The organism is Pseudorhodoferax sp., assembly GCF_047601025.1.
In the GTDB taxonomy this organism is placed as follows: domain Bacteria; phylum Pseudomonadota; class Gammaproteobacteria; order Burkholderiales; family Burkholderiaceae_C; genus Pseudorhodoferax.
Genome location: NZ_JASGJZ010000001.1, coordinates 4,448,894 through 4,475,437 on the forward strand (window position 1 = coordinate 4,448,894; position 26,544 = coordinate 4,475,437).

Annotated in this window: 23 protein-coding genes and 1 tRNA gene; 11 read left to right on the plus strand and 13 right to left on the minus strand. The window is 71.5% G+C overall.

What is annotated here, in order from left to right; translation table 11 throughout:
* The gene (locus QM782_RS20655) at nucleotides 1–1,761 is read right to left on the minus strand and encodes an FAD-binding protein (protein WP_415204753.1); all 1,761 of its coding nucleotides are present in this window, start codon (nucleotides 1,759–1,761) and stop codon (nucleotides 1–3) included.
* A 300-nt stretch (nucleotides 1,762–2,061) separates the two neighbouring features.
* Here QM782_RS20655 and QM782_RS20660 point away from each other — a divergent pair, with 300 nt between their 5' ends.
* From QM782_RS20660 to QM782_RS20670, 3 genes are all read left to right on the plus strand, one after another.
* Nucleotides 2,062–2,976 (plus strand): LysR family transcriptional regulator, encoded by a 915-nt coding sequence (locus tag QM782_RS20660; protein ID WP_415204754.1) that lies wholly within the window; start codon nucleotides 2,062–2,064, stop codon nucleotides 2,974–2,976.
* A gap of 196 nt (nucleotides 2,977–3,172) precedes the next feature.
* On the plus strand, nucleotides 3,173–3,928 hold the full coding sequence (locus QM782_RS20665) for an SDR family NAD(P)-dependent oxidoreductase (RefSeq protein ID WP_415204755.1): 756 nt from the start codon (nucleotides 3,173–3,175) through the stop codon (nucleotides 3,926–3,928).
* A 633-nt stretch (nucleotides 3,929–4,561) separates the two neighbouring features.
* Nucleotides 4,562–4,637, plus strand: a tRNA-Gly gene (locus QM782_RS20670).
* Nucleotides 4,638–4,719: 82 nt separating this feature from the next.
* On the opposite strand, the gene QM782_RS20675 is transcribed toward QM782_RS20670, so the two are convergent.
* The 5 genes from QM782_RS20675 to QM782_RS20695 all read right to left on the minus strand — a co-directional run bounded on the left by QM782_RS20675 (nucleotide 4,720) and on the right by QM782_RS20695 (nucleotide 9,154).
* On the minus strand, nucleotides 4,720–5,712 hold the full coding sequence (locus tag QM782_RS20675) for an NADP-dependent oxidoreductase (protein ID WP_415204756.1): 993 nt from the start codon (nucleotides 5,710–5,712) through the stop codon (nucleotides 4,720–4,722).
* Between the two features lie 82 nt (nucleotides 5,713–5,794).
* Nucleotides 5,795–6,382 carry a DUF2889 domain-containing protein gene (locus QM782_RS20680; RefSeq protein WP_415204757.1) on the minus strand — a complete coding sequence of 196 codons (588 nt, stop codon included), beginning with the start codon at nucleotides 6,380–6,382 and terminating at the stop codon, nucleotides 5,795–5,797.
* A 156-nt stretch (nucleotides 6,383–6,538) separates the two neighbouring features.
* Nucleotides 6,539–6,775 (minus strand): hypothetical protein, encoded by a 237-nt coding sequence (locus tag QM782_RS20685; RefSeq protein WP_415204758.1) that lies wholly within the window; start codon nucleotides 6,773–6,775, stop codon nucleotides 6,539–6,541.
* Nucleotides 6,776–7,137: 362 nt separating this feature from the next.
* Complete coding sequence (locus QM782_RS20690) at nucleotides 7,138–7,707, minus strand: nuclear transport factor 2 family protein (protein ID WP_415204759.1); 570 nt, start codon at nucleotides 7,705–7,707, stop codon at nucleotides 7,138–7,140.
* Between the two features lie 37 nt (nucleotides 7,708–7,744).
* Entirely contained in the window at nucleotides 7,745–9,154 is a 1,410-nt protein-coding gene (locus QM782_RS20695; protein WP_415204760.1) for an MmgE/PrpD family protein, read from the minus strand.
* A 164-nt stretch (nucleotides 9,155–9,318) separates the two neighbouring features.
* On the opposite strand from QM782_RS20695, the gene QM782_RS20700 reads away from it, so the two are divergent.
* Together QM782_RS20700 and QM782_RS20705 are read left to right on the plus strand one after the other, a co-directional pair.
* The gene (locus tag QM782_RS20700) at nucleotides 9,319–10,269 is read left to right on the plus strand and encodes a Bug family tripartite tricarboxylate transporter substrate binding protein (protein WP_415204761.1); all 951 of its coding nucleotides are present in this window, start codon (nucleotides 9,319–9,321) and stop codon (nucleotides 10,267–10,269) included.
* A gap of 22 nt (nucleotides 10,270–10,291) precedes the next feature.
* Nucleotides 10,292–11,722, plus strand: a complete 1,431-nt coding sequence (locus tag QM782_RS20705) for an MmgE/PrpD family protein (RefSeq protein ID WP_415204762.1) — start codon at nucleotides 10,292–10,294, stop codon at nucleotides 11,720–11,722.
* Nucleotides 11,723–11,729: 7 nt separating this feature from the next.
* Here QM782_RS20705 and cofC read toward each other — a convergent pair whose 3' ends face one another.
* Genes cofC through QM782_RS20740 form a run of 7 tightly spaced genes read right to left on the minus strand, consistent with a single transcriptional unit; the run spans nucleotide 11,730 to nucleotide 19,157 of the window.
* Complete coding sequence (gene cofC, locus QM782_RS20710; protein WP_415204763.1) at nucleotides 11,730–12,359, minus strand: 2-phospho-L-lactate guanylyltransferase; 630 nt, start codon at nucleotides 12,357–12,359, stop codon at nucleotides 11,730–11,732.
* On the minus strand, nucleotides 12,356–13,315 hold the full coding sequence (gene cofD, locus QM782_RS20715; protein WP_415204764.1) for a 2-phospho-L-lactate transferase: 960 nt from the start codon (nucleotides 13,313–13,315) through the stop codon (nucleotides 12,356–12,358). Before cofD ends, cofC begins: the two co-directional genes overlap by 4 nt.
* Nucleotides 13,316–13,332: 17 nt before the next feature.
* Nucleotides 13,333–14,142 (minus strand): coenzyme F420-0:L-glutamate ligase, encoded by an 810-nt coding sequence (gene cofE, locus QM782_RS20720; RefSeq protein ID WP_415204765.1) that lies wholly within the window; start codon nucleotides 14,140–14,142, stop codon nucleotides 13,333–13,335.
* A 16-nt stretch (nucleotides 14,143–14,158) separates the two neighbouring features.
* A complete protein-coding gene (gene npdG / locus QM782_RS20725; RefSeq protein WP_415204766.1) occupies nucleotides 14,159–14,830 on the minus strand; it encodes an NADPH-dependent F420 reductase in 672 nt (223 codons plus the stop codon).
* Between the two features lie 37 nt (nucleotides 14,831–14,867).
* Entirely contained in the window at nucleotides 14,868–17,297 is a 2,430-nt protein-coding gene (cofH, locus tag QM782_RS20730; RefSeq protein ID WP_415204767.1) for a 5-amino-6-(D-ribitylamino)uracil--L-tyrosine 4-hydroxyphenyl transferase CofH, read from the minus strand.
* Entirely contained in the window at nucleotides 17,294–18,166 is an 873-nt protein-coding gene (locus QM782_RS20735; protein WP_415204768.1) for an LLM class flavin-dependent oxidoreductase, read from the minus strand. The genes cofH and QM782_RS20735 overlap by 4 nt, the downstream gene beginning before the upstream one ends.
* A 31-nt stretch (nucleotides 18,167–18,197) precedes the next feature.
* Nucleotides 18,198–19,157: a tripartite tricarboxylate transporter substrate binding protein gene (locus QM782_RS20740; protein WP_415204769.1), complete on the minus strand. Its 960-nt coding sequence runs from the start codon at nucleotides 19,155–19,157 to the stop codon at nucleotides 18,198–18,200.
* A gap of 374 nt (nucleotides 19,158–19,531) precedes the next feature.
* Between QM782_RS20740 and QM782_RS20745 the strand changes: the two genes are divergently transcribed.
* The 6 genes from QM782_RS20745 (at nucleotide 19,532) to QM782_RS20770 (ending at nucleotide 26,478) form a co-directional block, all read left to right on the plus strand.
* Complete coding sequence (locus QM782_RS20745) at nucleotides 19,532–20,713, plus strand: CaiB/BaiF CoA transferase family protein (RefSeq protein WP_415204770.1); 1,182 nt, start codon at nucleotides 19,532–19,534, stop codon at nucleotides 20,711–20,713.
* A gap of 19 nt (nucleotides 20,714–20,732) precedes the next feature.
* A complete protein-coding gene (locus QM782_RS20750; protein ID WP_415204771.1) occupies nucleotides 20,733–21,536 on the plus strand; it encodes an SDR family oxidoreductase in 804 nt (267 codons plus the stop codon).
* Between the two features lie 326 nt (nucleotides 21,537–21,862).
* A complete protein-coding gene (locus QM782_RS20755) occupies nucleotides 21,863–22,750 on the plus strand; it encodes an HpcH/HpaI aldolase/citrate lyase family protein (RefSeq protein ID WP_415204772.1) in 888 nt (295 codons plus the stop codon).
* Between the two features lie 35 nt (nucleotides 22,751–22,785).
* A complete protein-coding gene (locus QM782_RS20760; RefSeq protein WP_415204773.1) occupies nucleotides 22,786–23,307 on the plus strand; it encodes a MaoC family dehydratase in 522 nt (173 codons plus the stop codon).
* 4 nt (nucleotides 23,308–23,311) lie between these two features.
* Nucleotides 23,312–25,276, plus strand: a complete 1,965-nt coding sequence (locus QM782_RS20765; RefSeq protein WP_415204774.1) for an AMP-binding protein — start codon at nucleotides 23,312–23,314, stop codon at nucleotides 25,274–25,276.
* A gap of 38 nt (nucleotides 25,277–25,314) precedes the next feature.
* Nucleotides 25,315–26,478 carry an acyl-CoA dehydrogenase family protein gene (locus QM782_RS20770; protein WP_415204775.1) on the plus strand — a complete coding sequence of 388 codons (1,164 nt, stop codon included), beginning with the start codon at nucleotides 25,315–25,317 and terminating at the stop codon, nucleotides 26,476–26,478.
* Nucleotides 26,479–26,544 lie beyond the last annotated feature (66 nt).

The following is a 26,544-nucleotide window of genomic DNA, read 5'->3' on the forward strand; positions in this document are numbered from 1 at the left end:
TCAGGCCGGCTGCGCGACCCGGGGCTGCGCCGCCTGCCGCGTCGCCGCCCTGGCCTGGAGCATGTGTTCCACGGCCAGGCAGCCGAAGACGATGGCCGGGCCGATCATGGTGCCCCCGCCGGGATAGCCGCCGCGCATGATTGCAGCCAGGTCGTTGCCGCAGGCATAGAGGCCGGGGATCGGATCGCCGCCGGTGCCGACCACCTGCGCGTCCGCGGTGGTCTTCAGGCCGATGGTGGTGCCGATCGAGGCCGCGTGGATGCGCAGGGCCACGAAGGGCGCCGCCTCGATGGGCGCCAGATTGGGGTTGGGCGCGGCGGACGGGTGGCCGAACATGCGGTTGTAGGCCGTCGAGCCTTTGCCGAACTCCAGGTCGACGCCGGTGCGGCAGTAGCCGTTGTGCCGCTCGACCGTCTGCACGAGGCTGGCCGCATCCACGCCGATGCGCCGGGCCAGCTCCGGCAGCGAATCGGCCACGGTGATGTAGCCGGAGCGGGCATAGGGCGCCAGCGAGCGCGTCCACGGCCAGGGTCGCACCAGGCCCAGGCCGTGCCGGCGCACGAAGGCGTGGTCGCACACGAAGTGGAACGCCGCCTCGCGGCCGCCGCCGTCGCGGAACATCGCGCTCACGATGTCGTTGTAGGAGTTCGATTCGTTGACGAAGCGCCGGCCCTGTGCGTTGACGGCGATCACGCCCGGGCGGCCGCGGTCCAGGTAGCCGTAGATGACGGGCGTCTCGCGTCCCTGGCGGTCGCGCACCACCGAGGCGGGCGTCCAGTTGGCAACGCTGGCCAGTGCGGTGTCCATGGCCGCGCCCACCGCTTGCGCGGCGCGGATGCCTTCGCCCACGTTGGCGGGGCAGCCCAGGCTGTGGCGGTGCGGAAAGGCCGGCCCGTAGGTGCGCAGCATCTCCTGGTTGTGCGGAAATCCCCCGGTGGCCAGCACCACGCCGCGGCGGGCGCGCACCCTGCGCGCCGTGCCGCGGTGCAGGACCACCGCGCCGCAGATCCTCTCACCGTCCCGCAGCAGTTCGACCAGCGGCGCCTCGGTCCAGATCGACACTCGCTCGCGCGGCATGCTGTACAGCATCCGGGCCACCAGCGCGTTGCCGAAGCGCAGGTCCGTGCCGCGCCCGTGGCGCAGGCGGTCCCGCGCATAGCGGGCCACCTTGCGCGCCACGCGGCCGGCCGTGGCCGCCGATGCCAGCGGATGCAGGAAATCCTCGATCTCGTTGGCGCCCAGCATCAGGCCGCCCAGCACCATCAGGCGGTGCATCGGCGGTTGCACCAGCGCGAAGTCCGGCCCCAGGAGGCGGCCGTCGAACGGCGCGGGAAACAGCGTGCGGCCCTTGCGCACGCCGCCCGGCGCGTCGGAGTGGTAGTCCGGCCACGCGGAAAGCTCGTAGCGCACCTCGGTCTGCGCGTTCAGCGATTCGATCACGCGCGCACCCTGGGCCAGGTAGGTTTCGACGAGGTCCGCGCGGTAGTGGCTGCCCAGTTCGCCGCGCAGGTAGGCGGTGGCGCGCTCGATGGAGTCGCCGGCGGCCAGCCCGGCCTGCGTGCCGGGCACCCAGATGCCGCCGCCCGAGGTGGCCGTGGTGCCACCGACGTGGGTGCGCTTCTCGCACAGCAGCACGTCCAGGCCGGCACGGGCGCCGAACAGCGTGGCCGACAGTCCTCCTGCGCCGCTGCCGAACACCAGCAGGTCGGTTTCGATGTCGCCTTCGCCTGCACGGTCGTCGCGCAAACTGCGTGTCCCCATTCGACTCTCCTTGCGTATCGCCGTTGTCATGCCGTGTCCCCGGCGGCCGATCGCATCCGGCTGCGGCCTCCATCGATCCATGCACAATGTATGAAATATGGAAAGACATCGTCCAATGGTGATTCCGAATGACGGCGATTCGGGCTGCGAATATCGTGGCGGGGCGATGGTGCTGTGGCCCGTGCCCGATGGCCGGCGCATGCCCGTGCTTGGCGCATCGACGGCCGGGCGCTTCGGGAATCCGGAAGCGGCCCGGCCCCACATGGCGTCGACTGCGGTTCGCGATCACCCCGTCCGACGATGCTTGACCTGACCCATTTGCGTACCTTCGTGGCCGTCATGCAGGAGGGCCATCTCACGCGCGCTGCCGAGCGGCTGCACATCAGCCAGCCGGCGGCCAGCCACCATATCCGCGCACTGGAGCAACAGTTCGGCCTGCCGCTGTTCACCCGCACCGCGCGCGGGCTGGCGCCCACCGCGGCGGGCATGCGCCTGGCCGAGGGCGCGCGCCGGCTGTTGGGCGCGTCCATCGAGCTGGCCAGCCTGGCGCGCGAGCTGCGCGGCAGTCCCGCCGGCCGGCTGGTGGTGGGCACCATCGCGGATCCGCAGCTGCTGGCGTGGCTGCCTGCGCTGGTCCGCTGGATCCAGCAGCACTACCCGTTGGTGGAACTGAGCATCGAGGCGCGCATCTCGCCGTCCATACGCCAGGGCGTCCTGGCCGGCGAGCTCGAGGCCGGCTTTTTCGTCGAGCGCGTGCTGGGCGCGGGAATGGAGGGCTTCGAGGTCGGGACGCGGGAGTTCATGGTGGCCGCGCCGGCTGCCTGGCGCGAGCAGCTGGCCGGCGCGGATTGGGCGGCCCTGGCGGCGCTGCCATGGATCGTCACGCCGCCGGGCACGTCGCATGCGGAGATCGCCGAGCGGCTGTTCCAGCCGCATGGGGTGCGCATCCGCCCGGTGCTCGAAGTCGGCAACGAGATGCTGGTGCGCGCGATGGTCGCCAGCGGCCTGGGCCTGGGCTTCGTGCGCCGCGAGTTCGCCGAGGAGGGCGTGGCGCTGGGGACGCTGTGCACCGTGCCCGGGTCCACCTGCGGCACGGCGCTGCAGTTCGGCTACGCCGCGGTACGGCGCACGGACCCGCTGATCCAGTTGCTGATCGCCGGCCTGCGCGAGGTGCTGGCGGATGCGGGCGGCGCGCTGGCCCCGCCGGGCGGCTGACGGACGATGGGCTTCGGTGGCCGTGGTGAAGAGCAGCCACTAGCAATGAACAATATATGATGCATGAAGAATTCGAGAATATCTCTCGATTCTTGAACGGCGGCGATCCGGCCTGCAGCCAGTGCAGATCTCTTCTTCTGTGCGCAGTGTCTGCAGCCTGGGGGCTTGGCGTGACGCCGGACGGCAAAGGGGTTCCATGAAGCGCTTCGAAGGCAGAACCATTCTGGTGACCGGCGCGGGCAGCGGCATCGGCGCCGCGTGTGTCCGGCGTCTCATCGACGAGGGCGCGGCGATCGTTGCGGCGGACGTCAGCCAGCCCTCCCTCGACAGCATCGTCTCGGAATTCGGCGATGGCGCGCGGATCGTCGGTGTGTGCGCCGACGTCACCGACCGGCAGCAGGTCGCATCGCTCGTCGCGGCGGCCGTCGAACGTCGTGGCGACCTGCATGGGCTGGTGCATTGCGCTGGCATCCGCGGCGTCGACAACCTGCTCGACATCGAACCCGAGGCGTGGCGCCGGCAGATGACCGTCAACCTGGACGGCACGTTCCACATCTGCCAGGCCTTTGCCCGTGCAGCCAGGGAGCGCGGGACGCCGGCGGCGATCGTCAACGTCTCTTCCGTCTGCGGCCTCACGGGCGTCGCCAACCGGGTGGGGTACGTGGCGTCCAAACACGGCGTTTCCGGCCTGACGCGCTCCATGGCGCTGGAGCTCGCTCCGCTCGGCATCCGCGTCAACGCGGTGGCGCCAGGCATGATCCGCACGCCGATGACGGCCAGGAGCTTCGAGAACCCGGAAACGGTCCGGCGCATCCGCCGGGCGCACCCGATCGGCCGCGAAGGCGAGGCCGGTGAGGTGGCCGCCGCCATCGCTTTCCTGCTGTCCGACGATGCCAGCTTCGTGACGGGCGCGATCCTGCCGGTCGATGGCGGCGCCACCGCGGGCGCGTAGCGCCTGCGTGCTTTTGCAGAGGGTGCGGTCGCCTTGATTCGGTGCCGCCGCGAGCGCGTAGCGCCTGCTGCCGCCGCGGCCCGCCAGCGAGGTGCGCATGGGCGTGCGCCATGCTGCCGCTGGAGTCGGCGCGGCGGCCCATCGTCTGTCGCCGTCCATACGCCGGGGCGTTCTGGCCGGTGGACTCGGGCCGGCTTCTCGGGGGACTCGAATCGGCTTCTGCGAGGGGCGCGCGTCGGGTGCGGACGTAGAGGGCTTCCCAGGTCGGAACGTAGGAGCGGTGTTCAGGGAGGGCGGCTGCGCCGGCTGCCCGGAGCGTGCGGCGGGCCGGTCCGGATTGGGCGGCACTGGTGGTGTGGCCGGGAATCGTCACGCTGCGGGGCACTTTGCATGCGAGGATCGCCGAGCGGTTGCGGGTGTTCCTGTCCCGCCGGTTGCGCATCAGCCTGACGCTGGAGACCACACAAAACGGGCCGCACATGCGGGCGCTTGTCCAGGGCACTGAAATCTGGCTATAATGCAAAGCTCCTCTCACTCATCAGGGTAGAGGAAGTCGGGGCAGGGCCTGGCGCTGTAGCGCAAGTTCATGTCTTCCGATTCGTTCTGACCGGGTGCTGCATCCGGTTGGAAAATGCGGGAATAGCTCAGTTGGTAGAGCGCAACCTTGCCAAGGTTGAGGTCGACGGTTCGAGACCGTTTTCCCGCTCCAAGTTATGGCCTGCAGGCGTCCGTCGGCGCCTGTAGGGCTTTGAAAAAAAGGGGCTTACGCCCCTTTTTTCATTCCGGGCCATTCATGGTGGCGCAGGCTGCCGCGGCGCCTTGGCAGCCACGGCGTCGCTGAAGAGCAACACCACGCGCCCACGCAGCCCGCCACGTTCCAGCATCCGGTGGGCTTCGGCCGCCTGCGTGAATGGCAGGCGCGCCGCAATGCGCGGCCTGAGCGTGCCGTCCTGCAACCGCTCGGCCAGCTCCGCAAGCTCGGCCGTGGACATGATGCGCGACAGTACCTGGACGGGGTGCAGGTGCAGGCGGTCGCGCAGCGCGTCCGGTGGTGGCGGCTGGCTGCGCAGCAGGGCGGCACCTCCGCCGTCGCGTACGCAGGCTGCCGCCGCTTCTCCCAGCAGCGCGCCGTCCACGAGTGCGTCCACGCCTTGCGGGTACAGCGCGCGCACGGCCGCGGTCATGGACGGGCCGCGGGCGACGATGTCCTGCGCGCCCAACTGCGCCAGCAATGCGCGGTCGGCCGGATGTGCGTCGGCCACCACCCGCAGGCCGGCGCGCCGCGCCAGCGGGATCAGGCAGCTGCCCACCGCGCCGGTGCCGCCGGTCACCAGCAGGCTTGCACCGGGGGGCAGGGCCAGCAGTTCCAGCGCGATCCTCGCCGTGAGCCCGTTCATGGGCACGGTGGCGGCCGCGTCGAGCGCGATGCCCGGTGGCACCGGCACCAGCGAGGCGGCCGGCACGGCGACGTACTCCGCGTGGCAGCCGCCCTGCGGCTGGCGCGGGTGCACGATGCCCATGACGGGCTGGCCGGGATGCAGGTGCGGCGCGCCGGCGCAGGTGGTGTGCACGTGGCCCGCGAACTCCATTCCCGGAACGAAGGGCGGGGCGAGGCCGTGCATGCTGGCCGCCTGCAGTCCGGCGCGCATCAGCAGGTCCGTGGGGTTGACGGCGGCGGCGACGACGCGCACCACCACCTGGTCGGCGGTGGGTACCGGCATCGGGCGCTGCACGATATGCAGCACCTCCGGGCCTCCGAAGGCGTGGAAGGCGACGGCTTGCATGTGGGTCTGCGGTGACATCATTGCGGGCGGTGCAGGTCCGTGAGGGCTGCGAATGGCAGGTCGCCGGAATCCGGTCGGTCGATCATCCGAGCAGCGCGCTGCTCGCGCCTTCGGACGCGGGCCGGTGGAAGGCCGGCCAGCGCCGCAGCACGATCTCGCGCGAGGCGCCATAGGCATAGCAGCTGTCGAGCTTGAGGGGCCGGTCCTGGGCGTCGGTTGCGTTCAACTGGTCGATCCGCAGCGGCCCGAGGGCCTGCATGGCGGCGGTGGCCATCGGTATCAGGAGTTCGCGCAAGTGCGTGCAGGTCTCGGCGGGCGGCAGGCGCCGGCGCACCTCGCTGTTCCAGCCGGCGCCGATGCGCAGGCCGACCAGCGCCTGCAGCTGCAGCCCGCCCTGCGCGCAGTCGCGGTAAGGGTAGGCGTCGCTGGCGGTGTGGACCTCGCGTACCACCATGTCGGCGTCGAAGACCAGGCGCACCCCAAGATCATGGATCGGCTCGCCCGCCCGGGCCATGCGCGCGCCGCTGGGCGGAGCGAAGTCGAAGGGCTTGGTGTCGACGATGCGCCCTTCCACCTCGAACAGACCGTCGCCGCGGCGGAAGCCGCGCAGTTCGATGCGGCGCAGGTGCAGTTCCTCGCGCTGCATGTCGGGGGCGATGGTCGTGTTCATGGGCATCCCTACGCTGGTGTTGCTCAAATGGCCGGTCGCGGATACGTCGCGAAGTGGTGAATTTTATGCACAATGCATCATGCCTGGGTGATGGTGCTGATCGATGGACCGTTCATGGCATCTGCTTCTGCGGATACCCGACCACCGTTTCCAGGCTCAACGGCGTGATGCACGTATGCCGCGCTGCAGCAGGGCATCGCGTCGAGCGGCCGGGGGCGCCTGCGTGAACATCGCCTTCACCGTCGGCTCGATGGCCAAGCGCGAGCGCATCGCCTGTGCCTCTTCCAAGGCGGCGGCCGTCATGCTGCAGGGCGCGTCCTTCGTGCAGCGGATGCCGCGCCGTGCATGGCCGGGGCGGAACACGTGCCATTGCGTGCGCTGCAGGCGCGGCACGAGTGCGTCGCTGTCGCTGGCGACCAGGCGCCGATCGCCTGCCTGGTCACGAGCTCCGTCACAGGTTCAACCTGTCGGCGCAGTCGCCGCGGCTTGCGCAGATGCTGGGTAGCCTGGCCAGGCACTTGTCCGACCGGCTTCCATGCCGGCATCGAGGGCCGGCTGCAGTGTGCCGTGCAGTACCACCCGATCATCGTCTCGGTCCTGCGTCTGCGGGATGAAGAGCCGGACGCGCTCGCCGACGTTCCGCCACATCGTGCGCGGGGCGGAACACCTGATCGTGAGGCTGGCGCGGCAGGGCGTGGCAGGCTTCGCCGACATTCCGCAGGCCGGCGCGGCAGCCGCACCGGCGTGAGCCCGCGTCAGTCCGCCTGGAGCACTTCCGCCCGCAGTGCGTACACCCGGTCCGTCTGGTCGCGCCGTCCCCAGGTCCCGCCCTGCGCGGGCCGCTTGCCGCCCAGGGCGATGGAGTGCGAGAAGGCCTCCATGACCACCGTGCGGTGGGCCACGCGCCATTGCCCGTCGCGCCGCTCGAAGCGGTCCACGTAGCGGCCCCAGCCTTCGCGCGCGACGGCGTCCGAGGCGCCGACGATGCCGGCATAGGCTTCGGGCACGGGATGCAGCAGGCGGCGGCTCGCGAAGTAGGTCTCGGCCACGGCGAGGTCCGGGCCGGCGAACTCGATCAGGGTCTGGCCCAGGAAGTGCATGGAGTTGTCGTTGCCGGCCAGGCGCTTTTCCACCCAGGGGATGAAGTCGTCCACGCGGCCGGCGAAGTCCGCGCCGTGCTCGTCCCAGGCGTCGGGGTGGTAGGCGGTGCGCACGGCCGCCATGTCGCCGCGGTCCACGCCGCGGGCGTAGCGGCAGATCGCGTCGCGGATCTCTTCCTTGTCGAGCAGGCGCTGGACGGCTTCGGGGTTCGGTGAGGTGGGCATCCGGTGGGTCTCCGTGAAGGTGGTTGGAAAGAGGCGTTCAGCCGCGCAGCAGCGCGGTGAGCTCGCGCACCGGTTGGTCGGCATCCAGCCGGTCGATCAGGTTGAACAGGCGCTCCGCGTTCGCGGCGCCGATCACGCCGTGCGTCAGCTCGTCGAGCTTGGCCCGGTGCTCCTGCACGGTGAAAGGGTTGCCGGGCATGCCCTTGGCGCAGTCGACGAAGATGTCGCGCCGCGTGCCGTCGCGCAAGTGCACGGTGACGTCGCCCACGAAGCTGCGCGGATGGCGCTGGTCCAGTTCGGGGCTGTGCTGCAGCCGGATGCGGCGTGCGAGGCGCACCACCTCGGAGTCCGCGTCCAGCGGCAGGCTGCCCTGCATCCACGCCATGTGCGTGGCGTAGCCGTTGCCCAGGCCCAGTGCCGAGAGCGCCATCTGCAGCGGCAGCGAGAACTGCAGTTCCTCGATGTTGCGCGGGCCGCGCTGCTGCGCGTCGGGGGAGCCGGCGAGGTTGGCCGTCATGGCCTGGATGCGCGCATCCACCTGCTCGATCTCGGCCGCGTGGCCGCGCACCTGCGCCATGGCGTCCACGTAGGCATGGTGCGCGCCGCAGCAGCAGTAGGCCTTGAACCAGGTGCCGCCGATGCGCAGCGGCGCGCCGGGGGCGAAGACGGCAGGCGCGTCGGCCGCGGCCTCGCGGCGGATGAAGGTGCGGTAGAAGCCCTTGCGGCCGCTGAGGTAGTGCGTGGGGCCGGTGATGCCGGTGCGCGCCAGCTCCACCGATTCGATGCCGTTGCGCACCGCGATGCCGGCATGCGCACGCTTGATCGAGCCGCCCGTGGCGGTGAACTCCGTCGAGCCCGAGGCGTGGCTGAAGGCGATGGCCAGCGCGTGCTGCGTGGTCTGCAGGTCCAGCCCGTGCAGCTTCGCGGCCACCGCGGCCGCGCCGAAGTTGGCCATCACGGCATGCGGATGCCAGCCCATGTTGACGAGTTCGGGCGCCGCCAGGCGTTCCAGCCGCACATAGACCTCGTAGCCGGCGACCATGGCCTCCACCACCTGGCCGAGGCTGGCGCCGAGTTCCTCGCCGACGGCCAGCGCCACCGGCACCACGCAGCAGCCCGGATGCGCGTTGCCGGCCACGTCGTCGTACTCGAAGCCGTGGCCGTAGGTGGCGTTCAGGTAGGCGGCGTCGGCCGCGTCCATCGTGGCGGCTTCCGCCACCACTGTGGCGGCGCCGGGCCGTGGCTTGCGCAGGAAGCGCCGCACGTCGCGCGACCACGGCAGCTGCGAGGCGCCGACCTGCACGGCCAGCTGGTCCTTCAGCAGCGCCTGCGCCGCGGCCATCGACGCGGGATCGATGGCGTTCCGGTCGAAGTCGAGCAGGAATTGCACGACGGCGCGCTCGAGCGGCGGCAGCGAGGCGGCGAAGCTGGGGGTGGGCGTAGTCATGGCAGATTATGCATCATGCATTAATAAACGAACACAGGGAAGACCTCCGTGACCATCGCATGGGAGTATGGCATAGTCGAAAAGTTAATGCATGATGCATTATTGATGGAGTCGTGGGTCGTGCAACCCACGACCGGCCGACATTCAATCGCGGAGAACCGTCCATGTTCAAGAAGCTGTGTTCCGCCGTGCTGCTGGCGACCGCCGCGTGCGCCGGCCAAGCCTTCCCCGACCGGTCCGTGACCGTCATCGTGCCCTTCAGCGCAGGCACCACGACCGACGTCAATGCGCGCGACTTCGCCCAGGCGCTCTCGGCGCAGATCAAGCAGCCGGTGACCGTCGAGAACCGCGTCGGCGCCGAGGGCACCGTCGGCGGACAGGCGCTGCTGGTCGCCGCGCCCGACGGCCACACGCTGCTGTTTACCAGCAGCTCGCTGACGGTGCTGGATCCGCTGATGAAGATGACCATGCCCTACGACCCGGTGCACGACTTCGCGCCGGTCTGCGCCGTGGCCCGCACCAGCAACGTCATGAACATCACGGGCAGCGCGCCGTGGAAGAACGTGGCCGACGTGGTGGCCGCGGCCAAGGCGCAGCCCGGCAAGCTGACCTTCGCCTATGCCAGCGCCACCACGCGGCTGGCCGGCGAGCTGTTCGCGCAGTCCGCCGGCATCAAGCTCACCGGGGTGCCGTACCGCTCCAGCGTGACGGCGCTGACCGAGGTGGGCGGCGGGCAGGTCGACATGATGATGATCGACCACATCTCGGCCACGCCGTTCTACCAGGGCGGCAAGCTGCGGCCGGTGGCCGTCGCGGGTGTGCAGCGCATCAAGGAGCTGCCGGACGTTCCCTCGGCCAGCGAGGCCGGGGTGCCGGGCTACAACCTGCTGCCCTGGTTCGGCGTCTACGCTTCGGCGAAGACGCCGCCGGCCGTGCTCGCGCAGGTGCGCGAGGCGGTGGGCCAGGCGCTGGCGTCGCCGGCTTCTCTGGCCAGCATGGACAAGCGCGGATTGATACCGTACCCCTTGTGCGGCGAGGCCTTCGGCAAGGCCCAGCAGGACGAAATCGGCGTCATGCAGCAGGTGCTGGACAAGGCCGGCATCGTGCGGCAGTAGCGACATGGCTGCGGAACTCCCGATGCCTGCTGCGTCTGCATCCGGTACGGCCCCATCCTCCGAGCGGTCCGACCTGGCCGTCGACCTGGCGCGCTTCGCGGCCGGGTTGCAGGCGGCGCAGCTCGATGCGCGCGTGGTGGCGGCCGTCAAGACCAACATCCTCGACACCCTCGCCTGCGCGCTGGCGGGTTCCTCGGCCGCGGCCATCGGCGAGGTCGCGAGCCTGGTGCAGGAGTGGGGCGGCGCGCCGCAGGCGGGCCTGCTCGCCTTCGGTGGCCGCTACCCGGCGCACCATGCCGCCTGGGCCAACGCCGCGATGGCGCATGCGCGCGACTTCGACGACACCCACGACGCGGCCATCCTGCACGCCGGCATCACCGCCGTGCCCGCGGCCCTCGCGGCCGCCCAGCTGCGCGGCGGGTTGCCGGGCGACGAACTGGTCGCGTCCGTCGCCGCGGGGCTGGAAGTGACTTGCCGGCTCGGCACGGCCATCCGCATGGACGTGATGCGCAGCGGCTTCATCTACACGGCGCTGCTGGGCTACTTCGGCGCAACGGCCGCGGCCGGCAGGGCGCTGGGCCTGCCGCAGGCGCAGCTGCGCGACGCCCTGGGCATCGTCTACAGCGCCGTGGCCGGCAACCTGCAGGTGACGCGCGAGGCCTCGCTGATGAAGCGCGTGCTGCCGGGCATGGCCGCGCAGGCCGCGCTGGTGGCCGTGCAGATGGCGCGCAAGGGCATCCACGGCGTGCAGGGCGTGTTCGAGGGCGACTACGGCTTCTTCCCGCTGTACCTGCGCGGCGAGGCGCACGCCGACGCCGCGCGCGAGGACCTGGGGCGCCGCTTCGAACTGCTGAATCTGAGCTACAAGCCCTACGCCAGCTGCCGCAACACGCACTCGGCCGTGGATGCGGTGCTGCAGCTGCGCGCGCAGGCGGGCGATGGCGCGGAGGTCGAGGCCGTGCACGTGGGCGTCAACCAGTCCGGCTACCAGATGGTCTGCGTGCCCGAGGCCGTGCGCGCCAGCCCGCGCACGGTGGTGGACGCGCAATTCAGCATCCCGTACTGCGTCGCGGCGGCCTGGATCGACGGTGGCCTGCGGCTGGGCCACTTCGGCCCGGAGGCGCTGCAGCGCGACGAGGTGCGCGCGCTGGCCGCACGCGTGCGGCCCCATGTGGACGAGGCGATCGAGCGCGGCTGGGGCCGCTCCATCACGCCGGCCCACGTGGTGCTGGTGCTGCGCGACGGCCGCCGGCTGGAGGCGCGCGTGGACTTGCCGCGCGGCCATCCCGAGAACCCGATGTCGGCCGCGGAGTTCGCCGCCAAGGCGGCCGACTGCGCGAGCCTGGCCGTGCGGCCGCTGGCGGCGGACACGGCCACGCGGCTGGCGGCCGCCGTCGAGGGCCTGGAGTCGCTGCCGGACGTGTCGGCGCTGGTGCGGCTGCTGCAGCCCTGAGCGGCGTTCAGGCCGCCAGGCGCGGCGTCTCGCCGCGGGCGTGCCCTTCCGGCTGCCGCTGCCATTCGCGGTAGTCGTCCCACGTGTCCAGGTCGAAGGCCAGCCCCGGCCGGTGCAGCACGCGGCAGGGCTGGCCGCGCAGCGCCGCCTCGGCCGTGTGGTGCTGGCGGCTGGCTGGGCCGTAGTGCGGCTGGAAGGGCAGGCCGCGGGGCAGGCCCAGCGCGTTGGTGCCGGTGCCGGCGCGGTCCGTGGCCAGCACGACGCCGTCGTGGGCGGCGAGGGCGCGCAGGTCCTGCTCGCTGGCCAGCGGCAGGTCGCAGGAGAGGACAAGGACCCGGCTGCCGGGGCGGTCCTGCGCATGCATGGGCAGCTGCAGCGACTGCGCGACGGCGGTGTTGAGCCCGCAGCCTTGTTCCACCAGGACGGCCGCGCCGCGCGCGCGCGCCATGGCCAGCACCTCGGGGCAGCGGCTCACCACGAGCGTGTGCTCCAGCGAAGGAAAGCGCGCCGCCAGCGCGAGCGTGCGCGCCAGCAGCTCGGCATTCAGCGACCGGCGCTGCGCAGGGGCCAGGTGCAGCGCGAGCCGGCTCTTGCCGCCCGCGAGGGACTTCACCGGCAGTACCAGCAGTGGATTCACCGCGCCCCCGGCGGGTTCGCGGCCACCTGGTGCGCGAAGGCCAGCACTTCCTGCGCCAGCCGCGCGCGGTCCTCGCGCGCGTGCATGACGGTGGCCGTGACCAGCGGCGCGATGCCCAGCGCGGCGACGTCTTCCGACAGCGCGGCGTCGGCATGGTCCAGCACGCAGCCGTCGACGAGCCCCCGGTAGTGCCGCGCGACTTCCAGCGCGGAAGGCGCGTGCCCCAGCTCGCGCATGATCTTGGCCGCCGGCCCCTTGATCGCCTGGCCGCCGACGATCGGTGAAACCGCGACCACCGGCACGCGCGCGGCGCGCAGCCGCTCGCGCATGCCGGGCATGGCCAGCAGCGGCGCGATGCTGAGGTAGGGATTGGAGGGGCACAGCACGATGGCCCGCAGGCGTGCGTCCCCCAGCGCCTGGAGCAGGCCCGGCGCGGGCCGCGCCGCTTCGGCGCCGGCGTAGCGCAGGCCGCGCAGCACGGGCTCGCAGTGCCGGCGCACGAAGTAGTCCTGGAAGCCGATCTCGCCCTCGTCGATGCGCACCATGGTGCGCACCGGGTCGTCCGACATGGGCAGCACGCGGTGCGCGACGCCGAGCGCGGCGCACAGCGACGCGGTCACCTCCGACAGCGTCCGCCCCTGCGCCAGCAGGCCGGTGCGGCGCACGTGCGTGGCCAGGTCCTGGTCGCCCAGGCGGAACCAGGTCTCGCCGCCCAGCCGCTCCAGCGCCTGCATGAACTGCCAGCTCTCGCCGGCCAGGCCCCAGCCCGTCTCGGGGTTGGCGCGGCCGGCCAGGGTGTACATCACCGTGTCCAGGTCGGGGCAGACGCGCAGGCCCAGGTGGTCGAAGTCGTCGCCGGTGTTCACCACGGCCAGCAACTCCGCGGGCGGCAGCACGGCGGCCAGCCCGTCCACGAGCTTGGCACCGCCGACGCCGCCTGCGAGCGCGATGATCATGACTCCCGTCCTTTCCTTCAGCGGAACAAATCCTGCGCCCGCGGCCGTACCAGGTCGCGCGCGCGGCCGTCGCCGCGGGGCCAGGGCAGGCCCCGCGCCAGCACCACGGGGCGGCCTTCGGCGGCCTGCCCCATCAGCAGCGACGCCGCGGCCGCCAGTTCGTCGGCCGCGCCGACTTCCGTGACGCGCAGCGCGCGGCCGTGCCGGTCGGCCTGCCCGCGCAGGTCGGCCACGGCCGCCATGCCGGCCACGCCGATGGCCACGCCGACGGCGCCGTTGCGCCAGGCGCGGCCGTGGCTGTCGATGACGAGCACCGCCACGTCGGCGCCGGTGGCCGCGCGCAGGCCCGCACGCAGCGCCGCGCAGGAGGCGTCGGGGTCCACCGGCAGCAGCAGCGCGACGCCTGCGCCGTGCTGCGCCACGTTCGACTGGTCGATGCCCGCGTTGGCCATCACGAAGCCCAGCCGGTGCTCGACGACGACCACGCCGCGCCGGCAGCGCAGCACCTCGCGCGACTCCTGCAGCACCAGCTCCATCAGCCGCGGGTCCTTGTCGGCCTCGGCCGCCAGGGCCTCGGCGCGCGCGCCGGGGCGCACGGTCGCCAGGTCCATCAGGCGGCCCTCGGCCTTGGAGACGATCTTCTGCGCCAGCACCAACGCGTCGCCGTCGCGCAGGGTTTCGCCGCTGTCGGCCAGCGCCCGGAGCACCAGCGCGCACAGGTCGTCGCCGGGCCGCACTTCCGGGATGCCGCGCAGCGCGCGCAGGCGCAACTCGCCGTCGCCGGTGGACGGCGAGCAGGGGGGATGCGCGGCGGCGTCCGGGTTCATGGCGTGGTGCTGCGGGTCAGGTGCTCGCCAGCCCGGTGATGCGGATGCCGGCGCCCGGCACCTTGTAGCGCATGTTGATGGCGATCAGCACCGAGGTCAGGGCCTCGGCTGCCGCCGCGTTGGCCAGCACGCCGGCGTGCACGCCGCGCAGCCCCATGTCGGCCGCGAGCCCGATCACCGTCTGGCGCGCCTCGGGGTCGTCGCCGCAGACCAGCACGTCGCAGTCGGGCGCGTGCGCCAGGTCGCGCAGGTGGTGCGCCGACACGTTCTGGAAGGCGGCCACCACGCGCACTGCCTCGCCCAGCAGCTTCTGCACGGCCGCCACGGCGGAGCCGCCCTCGGGCAGTTGCACGCGCGCGACCTTGGGCGGCACCAGCGGCACCGTGGCGTCCACCAGGATCTTGCCGGCCAGTGCGCCCTGCACCTCGCGCACCGTGGCCTGCTGCGCGGCGTGCGGCACGGTCAGGAACACGATCTGCGCCGCCGCGGCGGCCTCGGCGTTCGGGGCGGCGGCGAGGCTGGCGGCGGGCGAGCGCTGGCGCAGCTCGGCACACACGCGCGCGGCCTTGTCCGCATCGCGCGAGCCCAGGATCACGTGGTGGCCGGCGTGCGCGAGCCGCAGCGCGATGCCGCTGCCTTCCGCGCCGGTGCCGCCGAGTACGGCGATGGTGTGCTTCTCCGTGCTCATTGGATGGCTCCGCCCTTGCGGGCCGTGGTGCGGTGTCTCATGCGGGAACTCCTGTGCGGTCGGTGGCCGGCGCGGCGCTGGACCGGCGGCGCGGCGGGGTGAGCACCACGGCCGCCAGCGGCGCCGCGGCGTAGGACGTCTCGCGCTGGCCGGCGGGGGCGTCGGCGTACAGCGTGGTGCGCTGGCGCGGCTGCCGGCCGGCGGCGCGGATCAGCGCCTCCATGTCCGCGGGCGGCAGCTCCTGGCCGTGCACGGTGCCGGCCGCGCGCGAGATGCTTTCGTTCATCAGCGTGCCGCCCAGGTCGCTGGCGCCGGCCTGCAGGCAGGCGCGCACGCCGTCGCGGCCCATCTTGACCCACGAGGCCTGCACGTGCGGCACCAGCGGGTGGAGCACCAGCCGCGCCACCGCATGCACCAGCACGGCCTCGCGCCAGGTCGGCCCGCGGCGCGACAGGCCCTTGCGGTGCATCGGCGCCTCGCGGTGCACGAAGGGCAGCGGCACGAACTCCGTGAAGCCGCCGGTGCGCTGCTGCAGGTCGCGGATGCGCAGCAGGTGGCGCGCCCAGTGCAGCGGGCGCTCCACGTGGCCGAACATCATCGTCGCGGTGCTGCGCAGGCCCACGCCGTGGGCGGTCTCCATGACCTCCAGCCATTCGGCGGTGTTCAGCTTGTCGGGGCAGATGACCGCGCGCACTTCGTCGTCCAGGATCTCGGCCGCGGTGCCGGGCAGCGTGCCCAGGCCGGCCTCGCGCAGGCGGCGCAGGTAGGGCGCCAGGCCCATGCCGGTGGTGCGTGCGCCGTGCAGGATCTCCAGCGGCGAGAAGGCATGCACGTGCATGGACGGCTGCGCGCCCTTGACGATGCGGCACAGCTCCACGTAGGTGTCGCCGGTGTAGGCGGGGTGGATGCCGCCCTGCATGCAGACCTCGGTGGCGCCGCGCTGCCAGGCCTCCGCGACGCGGCGCGCGATCTCCGCGGCGTCGAGGTCGTAGGGCTGGCCGCGCAGGTCCTCGGCGCCGCGGCCCTTGGCGAAGGCGCAGAAGCGGCAGGCGTGCTGGCAGATGTTGGTGTAGTTGATGTTGCGGTTGACGACGTAGCCCACGGTGTCGCTGACGGTGGCGCGGCGCAGCGCGTCCGCGGCCTCGCAGACGGCGTCGAAGGCGTCGTCGCGCGCGGAGAAGAGCCGGGCGATCTGCGCTTCGTCCAGCCGCTGGCCGTCCTGCGCGCGGGCGATCGCGCTGCGCAGCGGCGACCAGGCATCGGCCGTTCCGCGCGCGGCGGCGCGCGGCCGGGCGGGCGGCGCCGCGGCATCGCCCGCCACCCACGCATCGCTGCGCGGCAGGCCTTCGGCATCGACCTCGCGGCGCACGCGCGCGGCCAGCGGCGGCGCCAGCCAGCGGTCGGCGTCGCCGCAGTAGGCCGGGTACACGGCCAGCCGCTCCACCAGCGTCAGGCCCGCGTCGCGCGTGCTGCGCGCCAGCGCCGCGATGGCGGGCCAGGCGGCTTCGGGGTTGACGTGGTCGGGCGTGACGGGCGAGATGCCGCCCCAGTCGTTGATGCCGGCCTCCAGCAGCCGCGGGTAGTGGCGGTCCGAGAGGTTCGGCGGCACCTGGATGTTGGCCGCGGCGCCCAGCACGAGGCGCGCCGCGGCGGCGGTCCACAGCAGGTCGTCGAGCCCGGGCTCCTCGCAGCCGGCCATGCGCGTGCCGGGCTTGGCGCGGAAGTTCTGCACGATCACCTCCTGCACGTGGCCGTGGCGGCGGTGCAGGTCGCGGATGGCCAGCAGCGCGGCGATGCGCTCGGCACGCGTCTCGCCGATGCCGATCAGGATGCCGGTGGTGAACGGCACGGCCAGCTCGCCGGCGGCCTCCAGCATCGCCAGCCGCGCGGCCGGCTGCTTGTCGGGCGAGCCGAAGTGCGGGCCGCCGCGCGCGCACAGCCGCTCGGAGACCGACTCCAGCATCAGGCCCTGCGAGATCGAGACCTCGCGCAGCCGCGCGATGTCCTCGCGCGGCATCACGCCGGCGTTGACGTGCGGCAGCAGCGCGGTCTCGCGCAGCACCAGCGCGCACATCGCGGCCAGGTAGTCGACGGTGCTGGCGTAGCCCAGCTGCGCGAGCTCCTCGCGCGCGCTGTCGTAGCGCAGCTCCGGCTTGTCGCCCAGCGTGAACAGCGCCTCGCGGCAGCCCGCGGCCTGGCCGGCGCGCGCGATCTCCAGCACCTGCTCGGGCGTGAGGAAGGCGCGCGGCAGCCGCGAGGGCACGGTGGCGAAGGTGCAGTAGGCGCAGCTGTCGCGGCACAGCCGCGTGAGCGGGATGAACACCTTGCGCGAGTAGCTCACCAGCGCGCCGTGCGCCGAGCGCGCCAGCGCGCGGGCCTGCGCCAGCAGCGCGGGCAGGGGCTGCGCCTCGAACTGCTGCGCCAGCTGCGCGGCTTCGTCCATGCCGGTCGCGGGCGGGGTGGTCATGCCTGCAGCTTCATGTCGCGCGCGATCTGTTCGAGGCGGCGGTACTTCTGGTCCAGCGTCATGTCGAAGGCGAGCCTGCCCTGGAAGGTCTCGCAGGGCAGCACCAGCGTGTCGAAGCCCGCGTCCAGGTAAGGCTGCATCAGCTCCGGCGTGGGCTCGCCCCAGACGCGCGCCTGGTAGGAGTAGGGCGTGGTCAGCCCCATCGCCTCGCGGCGCTCGCGGATCTGGTTCATCAGCGCGATGGACTCCTCGGGCTTGACCATCGGGCCGTACCAGCCGGCGCCCGCGCGTGCGGCGCGGTCCAGCGCCTTGGGCGCGGTGCCGCCGAAGATCATGGGGATGTGCACCGGCTCCTCGGTCACGCGCAGCGTCTGGAACGGAAAGGCCGGGCCCTCGTTGGCGACCCATTCGCCGGCGAACAGCCTGGGCAGCACGCGCAGCGATTCGTTGTAGCGCTTCATGCGGCCTTCGAACGGCATGCCCAGGTTCTCGGACTCTTCCTTCCACCAGCCCGCGCCCATGCCCAGGTTGAAGCGGCCGCCGCCGATCTGCTGCGCGGTGATCGCGGCGCGGGCCGTGGCCACTGGATGGCGCAGCGGCAGCAGGTAGATGCCGGTGGTGACGGTGAGCCGGCTGGTGGCGCCCAGGATGCCGCCCACCATGGTCCACATGTCGTACATGGTGCGTGCGCGCGTGTGCACCGGCACCACCGCCTTGCCCTCGTCGTGGGGGTGCTCCGATTCGAATTCCTTGGGCTCGAGGATGTGTTCGCCGAGCCAGATGCCGTGGAAGCCGAGCGATTCCGCGTGCCGTGCCAGCGGCACGATGTGGTCGGGGCGGAAACCGTAGGTGGCGATGCCGAAGCGCATGTCTGTCCTTCCGTGTTCAGGTGGAGGCGGGTTATTCGACGGTGATGTTCTTGTCGACCGCGAGCTTCTTGAAGGTCGCGAAGTCGCTGCGCATGCGCGCGTGGATCTCCTCGGGCGTGAGCTGCAGCGGCACGCCGCCGTCGGCCGCGTACATCTCGCGCAGCTTCTCGCTGCGGGAGATCTCGTTGATCTCGTGGTTGAGATACTGCACCACCGCCGGCGGCGTGCCCGCGGGCGCGAAGATGCCGAGCCAGAGGTCCAGGGAGAAGCCGGGCGCCACGGAGGCCAGCGTCGGCACGTTCGGGAACGCGGCGCTGGGCTCGAGCGAGGAGACGCCGATCAGCCGCGCGCGGCCGCTCTTCACGCCAGGGGCCACGGTGGTCCAGGTCGCCATCACGGTGTCGATGACGCCGCTCGCCATGTCCATCACGGCCAGCGCCGTTCCCTTGTAGGGCACGTGCCGGATCGGCACCTTGGCCGCGTCGGCGAACAGTTCCTGCCCGATGTGGGCGATGGAGCCCACGCCGGTGGTGCCGTGCGTCACGGAGCCGGCGCGCGCGGCAGCCACCAGTTCCGCAGGCGTCTTGATGTTGCTGCTGACCGATGCCGCCATCACCAGGGGATTCTGCTCCAGCAGCGCGACCGGGACCAGATCGTTGACCACGTCCAGCGGCGGGCTCTTCATGGTGGCGGCGGTGGACACCAGGGACGTCGAGTTGATCAGCAGCTGCGAGCCGTCCTTCGGCCCCTTGGCCACTGCCGCGGAGCCCAGCATCGTCCCGGCGCCGGGCTTGTTCTCGACGATGATGCTGCGGCCGGTGCGCGTGCCCAGATCGTTGGCGATGGCGCGTGCGAAGGCGTCCGTGCTGGAGCCCGGGGCCGCGGGCACGACGATGCGGATCAGCGCAGGCAGGGGCGGCTGCTGCGCGGCCGCGGGCAGGCCGACGGCGAGCAGGGTGGCACTGGCCAGGGCCAGCAGGGGCTTGAGCATGGTTGTCACCTCGTTGTGGATGCGCTGCGGCGGCGAAGGGCTGCCGTCACGCGCTGCTTGGAAAAGCATAATGCATTATCGATTTCCAAGCAAACATCGGGAGAGCTGGCTGCATGACGCACCGGTCGTTTCCGGAAAAGGGGCGCGACGGCGCTGCAACCGGCGGGTCGGCCGTGCCGGATGCGGCGGGATCATGGCTCGGCCGATGGACTTCAGCGTGACGGTCGACGATGCTGATGCTTCCGCACCATTGCACTGGCAGCGGCTTGTCTCCAACAGAATACATAATGCATAATAACCGAGGCCATTGACCTGCCAGGCGTCACGCCTGGAGCCCGGCAGGTCCGGCGCAACTCGAGAGGGGACGCAAGAACATGAAGGGTAAGCCGCTGCACGGAATCCGTGTGCTGGAGGTCGGGGCCTACATCTCCGCGCCGTACGCAGGGTCGCTGCTGGCCGCCCTGGGGGCGGACGTGGTCAAGGTGGAGCCGCCCGAGGGCGACGCCTTCCGCCGCAACGTGGGCATCGACAGCCACTACTACGTCCAGTACAACGCCGGCAAGAAGAGCATCGCCGTGGACCTGAAGTCCCCCGAGGGGCTGGAGACGGTCCGCGCGCTGCTGCCGCGCTTCGACGTGCTGATCGAGAACATGCGGCCCGGCAAGATGGACGCGCTCGGCCTGGGCGCGGCGGCCTGCCGCGCGCTGCATCCGGGGCTGGTCTATGCCTCCGTCTCGGGCTTCGGCAGCGGCGGCCCGCTGCGCGACCGCCCCGCCTACGACAGCATCGGCCAGAGCTACGGCGGCATCTACTCGGTCATGAACGACCCCGACCGGCCGCGCCTGACCGGCACCTGCATCGCGGACCTGGCCACCGGCGTCAGCATGGCCATGGGCATCCTGGCGGCGCTGGTGGGCCGCGGGGGCGCGCCGCAGCACCGCGGCGCGCTGGTGGAGACCTCGCTGATGGAGGCCATCTCGCTGCTGACCGTCGACGCCATGACGCAGGCCTTCGAGACCGGCGAGAGCCCGACGCGCGAGTCGCGCCATCCGCAGGCGCAGAACTTCTGCTTCAACACGGCGTCGGGCGGTGCCATCACGATGCACCTGTCGAGCTCGGAGAAGTTCTGGGCCGCGCTCGCGCGCGCCGTGCGGCGCGAGGACCTGCTGGAGGATCCGCGCTTTCGCCGCTATGCGGACCGCATGGTGCCGGCCCACTACCACGCGCTGGCGGCCATCCTGGAGCAGGAGTTCCTCAAGCATCCGCGCGCGGTCTGGGAGGAGCGGCTGACCGCCGCCGACGTGCCCTTCGCCCCGGTGCTGGGCATGCTGGAGCTCGCCGCCCATCCGCAAGTCCAGTGGCTGGAGCTATTGGACCGCGACCCGCGCGGGCAGACCCTGGTGCGCCCGCCCTGGCGCTTCGACGGCCACCGGCCGTCGCGCGCCGAGCCCACGGCGCAGGTCGGGCAGCACACGCGGCAGGTGCTGCGCGAGATCCGCTCCGAGCAGGAGATCGACGCGCTGCTGGCCGGCGGCAAGGCCTTCGCGGCAGATTGAGCAGAAAGGAAACACAGACATGGAATCGCAAGCCTCCTCCGGGAACATCATCCAGGAACTGTTCGGCGTCGCCGGCAAGCGCGTGCTGGTGACGGGCGCCAGCCGCGGCATCGGCCAGGCCATCGCCGAAGGCTTCGTCAAGGCCGGCGCACGCGTCTACATCTGTTCGCGCGACGCGGCCAAGTGCGAGGCCACGGCCGAGGAACTGCGGCGCTTCGGGCACTGCACGGCGCTGCCCTGCGACATCGCCTCGGCCGAGCAGCGCCGGCAGATGGTGGCGCGGCTGCGCGAGCACGAGTCGGCGCTGGACGTGCTGGTCAACAACGCCGGCGCGCTGTGGGCGGCGCCGCTGGCCGAATATCCCGAGTCGGGCTGGGACAAGGTGTTCGACCTCAACGTCAAGGGCTGCTTCTTCATCACGAAGGAACTGGTGCCGCTGCTGGAGGCGGCCGGCACCCACGAGGACCCGGCGCGCATCATCAACATCGGCTCCATCGACGCCTTCCACACGCCCAGCCACGAGACCTACGCCTACCCGGCCTCCAAGGCGGCGCTGCACCACCTCACCCGGCACCTCGCGCGGCTGCTGGCGCCGCGCCACATCACGGCGAACATCATCGCGCCGGGGCAGTTCCCCAGCAAGATGCTGGCCGGCACGCTGGAGAAGAAGGGCCTGGACACGCTGCTCGAACCGATCCCGCTCAAGCGCCTGACGGCACCGTCCGACATGGCGGGCGCGGCGATCTACCTCGCGTCGCGCGCCGGCGCGTACTTGACGGCCGCCATGGTGCCTGTCGATGGAGGCCTGGCCACGACGCTGTGATCGTGCGCGAGAGGCCGCGGCCGACAGGCTTCTCGCGGTTTCGCAGCCCATTCCTGTGGGGAAGGGCGACCGTTTCGGTCTGCGATCGGGCGCCGCCCTGAAGAGCGCGGGACAGGCGCCCCGGCTCGCGCGGCGCTGACCGTTCCCGGCCGGCTGCCCGAGGCGGGCGCGTTCCCGTCGTGAGGCCCGCCGCCCCTCCGGGCGCCGCTGCATTCCCTTCCCGAGATTTCATGCCCGCACGTTCGACGAAGTGGGTTGCCGTGCTTGCCGATAAATAATGCATTGTGTATGATGCACAAACTGTAAAGGAGATCCCGATGCGTCCCATGCGATCCGTTCTTTTCGTACCTGGCCACAAGGAAGGCTGGCCCGGCAAGGCCGTGGCGGCTGGTGCGGACGGGGTGATCCTGGACCTGGAGGACGCCGTACCGCTGGCGATGAAGGCCGAGGCGCGCGAGACGGTGGCCCGCTCCATCGGCGCGCTGGCGGCGGGCAGCCGCAAGGTCGGGGTCTACGTGCGCCTGAACGCGCTGGAGACCGGCATGACCGGCGACGACCTGGAGAAGGTCGTCGTGCCCGGACTCAGCGGCGTGCTGCTGCCCAAGAACTACGGCCCGCGCGACTTCATCGGGCTCGACGCGCTGATCACGCATTTCGAGCGCCGCAACGGCGTCGCGCCGGGCAGCATCGAGATCGTCGCCTCGCTGGAGACGGCCCAGGCCTACGCCCACTGCGAGGACATCCTGGCGGCCACGCCGCGCGTGGCCACGCTGTTCGCCGGCACCGCCAAGGACGCGGACGTCTCGCGCTCCATCGGCTTTCAGTTCACGGCGCACGGCACCGAGACGCTGTACCTGCGCAGCCGCGCCCTGCTGGCCACCCGTGCGGCGGGCCGCCAGTTCTCCTGGGTCGGCCTGTGGCAGGACCTGAAGGATCCGGACGGCGCGCGCGCCTTCGCGGTCCAGAACCGGCAGCTGGGCTTCACCACCATGGTCATGATCCATCCGTCGCACATCGCCGTGGCCAACGAGGTCTTCTCGCCCTCCGAGCAGGACGTGATCTTCTACAGCGGAATGATCGAGGCCTTCGAGCAGGCCGAGGCGCAGGGCAACGCCGCCGTGCTGTACGAAGGCCAGCACATCGACTACGCCCACGTCAAGACGGCGCGCCAGGTGATCGAACTGCACCGCGCGCTGGCCCAGAACGCGTCCTGATTCCCCCCGCCAACCACCACACGAGGAGCCACGCCATGGCCGGACTTTGCTACGAAGACCTCACCCCCGGACTGCTGATCGATCACCCGATCCGCCGCACCGTCACCGAGATGGACAACACCCTGTTCTCGGCGCTGACCTACAACTGCGCGCCGCTGCACATCGATGCCGAATACTCGAAGAACTCCATCTTCGGGCAGCGCCTGGTCAACAGCATGTTCCTGCTGGCCCTGGTCAACGGCGTGATCGTGATCGACACCACCATCGGCACGACGCTGGGCAACCTGGGCTACGAGGAGATCAAGTTCCCCAAGCCGGTGTTCCACGGCGACACCATCCACGTGCAGACCGAAGTGCTGGAGCGCCGCGAGTCGAAGAAGCGCACCGACTCGGGCATCGTCTGGTTCCGCCACACCGGCTACAACCAGCGCGAGGAGATCGTCTGCGAGTGCAAGCGCGCGGGCCTGATGCTCAAGCGCGCGGACTACGAAGCCTTGCAGGCCAAGATCAAGGCGGAATCGGCCGCGGCCCGCCAGGCCGCCGCCCAGCAGGCCTGAGCCCATGCAGGGTCGAGCACGCTTCGGCGGCTCCGGCACCGCCATCTGGCGGCCCGGCCCGCAGCATGTCGCCCGCAGCCGCCTCGCGAAGGCGATGCGGCGCTGGGGCTTCGATTCCGTGGCGGCCCTGCACCGGGCATCGGTCGACCGCCCGGAATGGTTCTGGCCGGCCGCGGCCGAAGACCTGGGCATCCCCCTGCATGGCACGGTCGCCAAGGTGCGCGACGCCGCGCGCGGCCACGCCTTCCCGCAGTGGTTCCAGGGCGCCACGCTGAACGTCGTCGAAAGCTGCGTGGACCGCCACGCCGCCGATCCCGCGCAGGCGCAGCGCACGGCCGTGGTCTACGAGGGCGACGGCGGCCAGCGCCGCAGCCTCAGCTTCGCGGAACTTAAGGTGGAGGTGGACCGCTTCGCCGCCGGCCTCGAGCGCCTGGGCGTGGGCAAGGGCGACCGCGTCGGCCTGTTCCTGCCGGTGGTGCCGGAGGCCACGGTGGCCGTCATGGCCTGCGCGAAGATCGGTGCGGTCAGCGTGCCGGCGTTCTCCGGCTACGGCAGCGAATCGCTGGCGACGCGGCTGCAGGCCGCCGAGGCCAAGGTGCTGGTCACCGTGGACGGCACCACGCGCCGCGGCAAGCCGGTGCCGATGAAGGAGATCGCCGACGGCGCCGTGGCCGCGTCGCCCTCCGTCCGGCACCTGGTGGTGATCTGCGCCAGCGGCGAGCCCGTCGCCATGGCACCGGGGCGCGACCACTGGTGGCAGGACGTGGCCGCGCCGCTGGCCGACGGCACGGCGCCGCCACCGCCGCTGGCGCTGGACCCGAACCATCCGCTGATGATCATCTACACCTCGGGCACCACCGGGCTGCCCAAGGGGATCGTCCACTCGCACGTCGGCTTCGCCCTGAAGGCGGCGATCGACTTCGGCTATGCCTTCGACCTGCAGCCCGGCGACATGCTGGGCTGGATCGCCGACATGGGCTGGATGCTGGGCCCGCTGATGATCCTGGGATGCCTGCAGTGCGGGTCGGGCATGGTGATGGTCGAAGGCCTGCCCGACCACCCTTCGGTCGACCGCCTGTGGCAGATCGTCGAGCGCAACGGCGTGACCGTGCAGGGCATCGCGCCGAGCGCGGCGCGCGGGCTGCGCGCCCGCAGCGACGGCGCCCGGCCGCGGGCGGACCTGTCCTCGCTGCGCGCCTTCGCCTCCACCGGCGAGGCCTGGGACGACCCGACCTGGCACTGGCTGTTCGAGGCCGTCGGCGAGCGCCGCCTGCCGATCCTCAACTACTCGGGCGGCACTGAGACCGGCGGCGGCATCCTGTCGTGCTACACGATCCTGCCGCAGGCGCCGGCCTCCTTTTGCGGCCCGCTGCCGGGCATGAACGTCGACGTGCTCGACGGCGACGGCCGGCCGACGGACGAGATCGGCGAGCTGGCGGTGCACAACACCTGGGTGGGCATGACCCACAGCTTCTGGCGCGACGACGCGCGCTACCTGGACACCTACTGGAGCCGCTGGCCCGACACCTGGGTCCATGGCGACCTGGCCAGCATCGACGCCGACGGCTACTGGCACATCCACGGCCGCTCCGACGACACGCTGAAGATCGGCGGCCGGCGCGTCGGCCCGTCCGAGATCGAGTCCGCCCTGGTGGCCCAGCCCGGGATCGCCGAGGCGGCCGTGATCGGCGTGCCCGACGAGATGAAGGGCCAGAGCGTGGTGGCCTTCGTGGTGGCGCGGCCGGGTGCCGGCAAGCCCGATGCCGACACGCTGATCGCGGCCGTCGCCAGGCTGCTGGGCAAGGCCATGGCGCCGGCCCGGGTGGTCGTGGTCGAGGGCCTGCCCAAGACCAAGAACGGAAAGATCATGCGCCGCGCGATCCGCGGCCGCTACCTGGGCGAGAAGCTCGGCGACCTGTCGGCCCAGGACGCGCTGACGCCGCTCGAACTGATTCCCCCGCGGGCCTGAACCCTCCACGCCCCGCCAACCCTGACTGGAACCGAACGATGACCACCGCCGACAGCAACGACCTGCAGATGATCCGCGACTCGATCCGCAAGATCGCCGACGAGTTCGGCCTCGACTACTGGCGCCGCATGGACAGCGACAAGGAGTACCCGTGGGACTTCAAGGATGCGCTCGCCAAGGGCGGCTGGCTGGGCATCTTCATGCCCGAGCAGTACGGCGGCATGGGCCTGGGCCTCAGCGAGGTCGGCGTCGTCCTGGATGAGCTCGGCCAGCGCTGCGGCTTCAACGGCAACTCGGTCTTCCAGTACTACGTGTTCCCTCCAGGGCCGGTCATCCACCACGCGTCGCAGGAGATCAAGAAGGAGTTCCTGCCGCGGCTGGCGAGCGGCGAGGAGATGATGTGCTTCGGGGTGAGCGAGCCGGACAACGGCGTCGACACCTCGCGCCTGAAGACCTTCGCGAAGAAGGACGGCAAGCGCTACCTGGTGAACGGCCGCAAGGTCTGGATCTCCAATGCCAAGAACGCGGACCGCATCCTGCTGCTGACCCGCACCAGCCCGCGCAACCCGGAGCGCCCCTTCGACGGCATGACGCTGTTCCTGACCCGGCTCAAGGGCAAGAAAGGCGTCGAGATCAACCGCATCGACAAGATCATGCGCAATGCGGTCGACAGCAACGAAATGGTCTTCGAGGACTTCGAAGTGTTCGAAAACGAGATCGTCGGCGAGGAGGGCAAGGGCTTCCGCTGCCTGCTCGACGGCCTCAACCCCGAGCGGATCGCCGTGGCCTACACCGCCATCGGCCTGGGCCGCGGGGCGCTGAACCTGACCGTGCAGTACGCCAAGGACCGGATCGTCTTCGATCGCCCGATCGGCAAGAACCAGGCGGTCGCGCACCCGCTCGCCGACAGCTGGATCCGGCTCGAAGCGGCCGAGCTGATGACGCAGAAGGCGGCCCGGCTGTTCGACGAAGGCCAGCCCTGCGGGCCGCAGGCGAACGCCGCGAAGTTCCTCGGCTCGGAGGCGGGCTTCGAGGCCGCGGACCGGGCGATGCAGTTCCACGGCGGGTTCAGCATGTCGACCGAATACCACGTCTCGCGCTTCTGGATGGAAGCGCGGCACCTGAAGATCGCGCCGATCAGCCAGCAGATGGTGCTCAACTTCATCTCCGACAAGGTCCTCGGCCTGCCCAAGTCCTACTGAGCCGAAAGAGGACTTCCATGCGCGACGCCGTGGCTTGCGAGCGAACGAGCCTCCTGTCGAACCCGG

Excerpts from the sequence above, each read along its gene's own strand:
- QM782_RS20655 (WP_415204753.1), bottom strand. The coding sequence starts at position 1,761 with ATGGGGACACGCAGTTTGCGCGACGACCGTGCAGGCGAAGGCGACATC.
- QM782_RS20660 (WP_415204754.1), top strand. The coding sequence starts at position 2,062 with ATGCTTGACCTGACCCATTTGCGTACCTTCGTGGCCGTCATGCAGGAG.
- QM782_RS20665 (WP_415204755.1), top strand. The coding sequence starts at position 3,173 with ATGAAGCGCTTCGAAGGCAGAACCATTCTGGTGACCGGCGCGGGCAGC.
- QM782_RS20675 (WP_415204756.1), bottom strand. The coding sequence starts at position 5,712 with ATGCAAGCCGTCGCCTTCCACGCCTTCGGAGGCCCGGAGGTGCTGCAT.
- QM782_RS20680 (WP_415204757.1), bottom strand. The coding sequence starts at position 6,382 with ATGAACACGACCATCGCCCCCGACATGCAGCGCGAGGAACTGCACCTG.
- QM782_RS20690 (WP_415204759.1), bottom strand. The coding sequence starts at position 7,707 with ATGCCCACCTCACCGAACCCCGAAGCCGTCCAGCGCCTGCTCGACAAG.
- QM782_RS20695 (WP_415204760.1), bottom strand. The coding sequence starts at position 9,154 with ATGACTACGCCCACCCCCAGCTTCGCCGCCTCGCTGCCGCCGCTCGAG.
- QM782_RS20700 (WP_415204761.1), top strand. The coding sequence starts at position 9,319 with ATGTTCAAGAAGCTGTGTTCCGCCGTGCTGCTGGCGACCGCCGCGTGC.
- QM782_RS20705 (WP_415204762.1), top strand. The coding sequence starts at position 10,292 with ATGCCTGCTGCGTCTGCATCCGGTACGGCCCCATCCTCCGAGCGGTCC.
- cofD (WP_415204764.1), bottom strand. The coding sequence starts at position 13,315 with ATGATCATCGCGCTCGCAGGCGGCGTCGGCGGTGCCAAGCTCGTGGAC.
- cofE (WP_415204765.1), bottom strand. The coding sequence starts at position 14,142 with ATGAACCCGGACGCCGCCGCGCATCCCCCCTGCTCGCCGTCCACCGGC.
- npdG (WP_415204766.1), bottom strand. The coding sequence starts at position 14,830 with ATGAGCACGGAGAAGCACACCATCGCCGTACTCGGCGGCACCGGCGCG.
- cofH (WP_415204767.1), bottom strand. The coding sequence starts at position 17,297 with ATGACCACCCCGCCCGCGACCGGCATGGACGAAGCCGCGCAGCTGGCG.
- QM782_RS20735 (WP_415204768.1), bottom strand. The coding sequence starts at position 18,166 with ATGCGCTTCGGCATCGCCACCTACGGTTTCCGCCCCGACCACATCGTG.
- QM782_RS20740 (WP_415204769.1), bottom strand. The coding sequence starts at position 19,157 with ATGCTCAAGCCCCTGCTGGCCCTGGCCAGTGCCACCCTGCTCGCCGTC.
- QM782_RS20745 (WP_415204770.1), top strand. The coding sequence starts at position 19,532 with ATGAAGGGTAAGCCGCTGCACGGAATCCGTGTGCTGGAGGTCGGGGCC.
- QM782_RS20750 (WP_415204771.1), top strand. The coding sequence starts at position 20,733 with ATGGAATCGCAAGCCTCCTCCGGGAACATCATCCAGGAACTGTTCGGC.
- QM782_RS20755 (WP_415204772.1), top strand. The coding sequence starts at position 21,863 with ATGCGATCCGTTCTTTTCGTACCTGGCCACAAGGAAGGCTGGCCCGGC.
- QM782_RS20760 (WP_415204773.1), top strand. The coding sequence starts at position 22,786 with ATGGCCGGACTTTGCTACGAAGACCTCACCCCCGGACTGCTGATCGAT.
- QM782_RS20765 (WP_415204774.1), top strand. The coding sequence starts at position 23,312 with ATGCAGGGTCGAGCACGCTTCGGCGGCTCCGGCACCGCCATCTGGCGG.
- QM782_RS20770 (WP_415204775.1), top strand. The coding sequence starts at position 25,315 with ATGACCACCGCCGACAGCAACGACCTGCAGATGATCCGCGACTCGATC.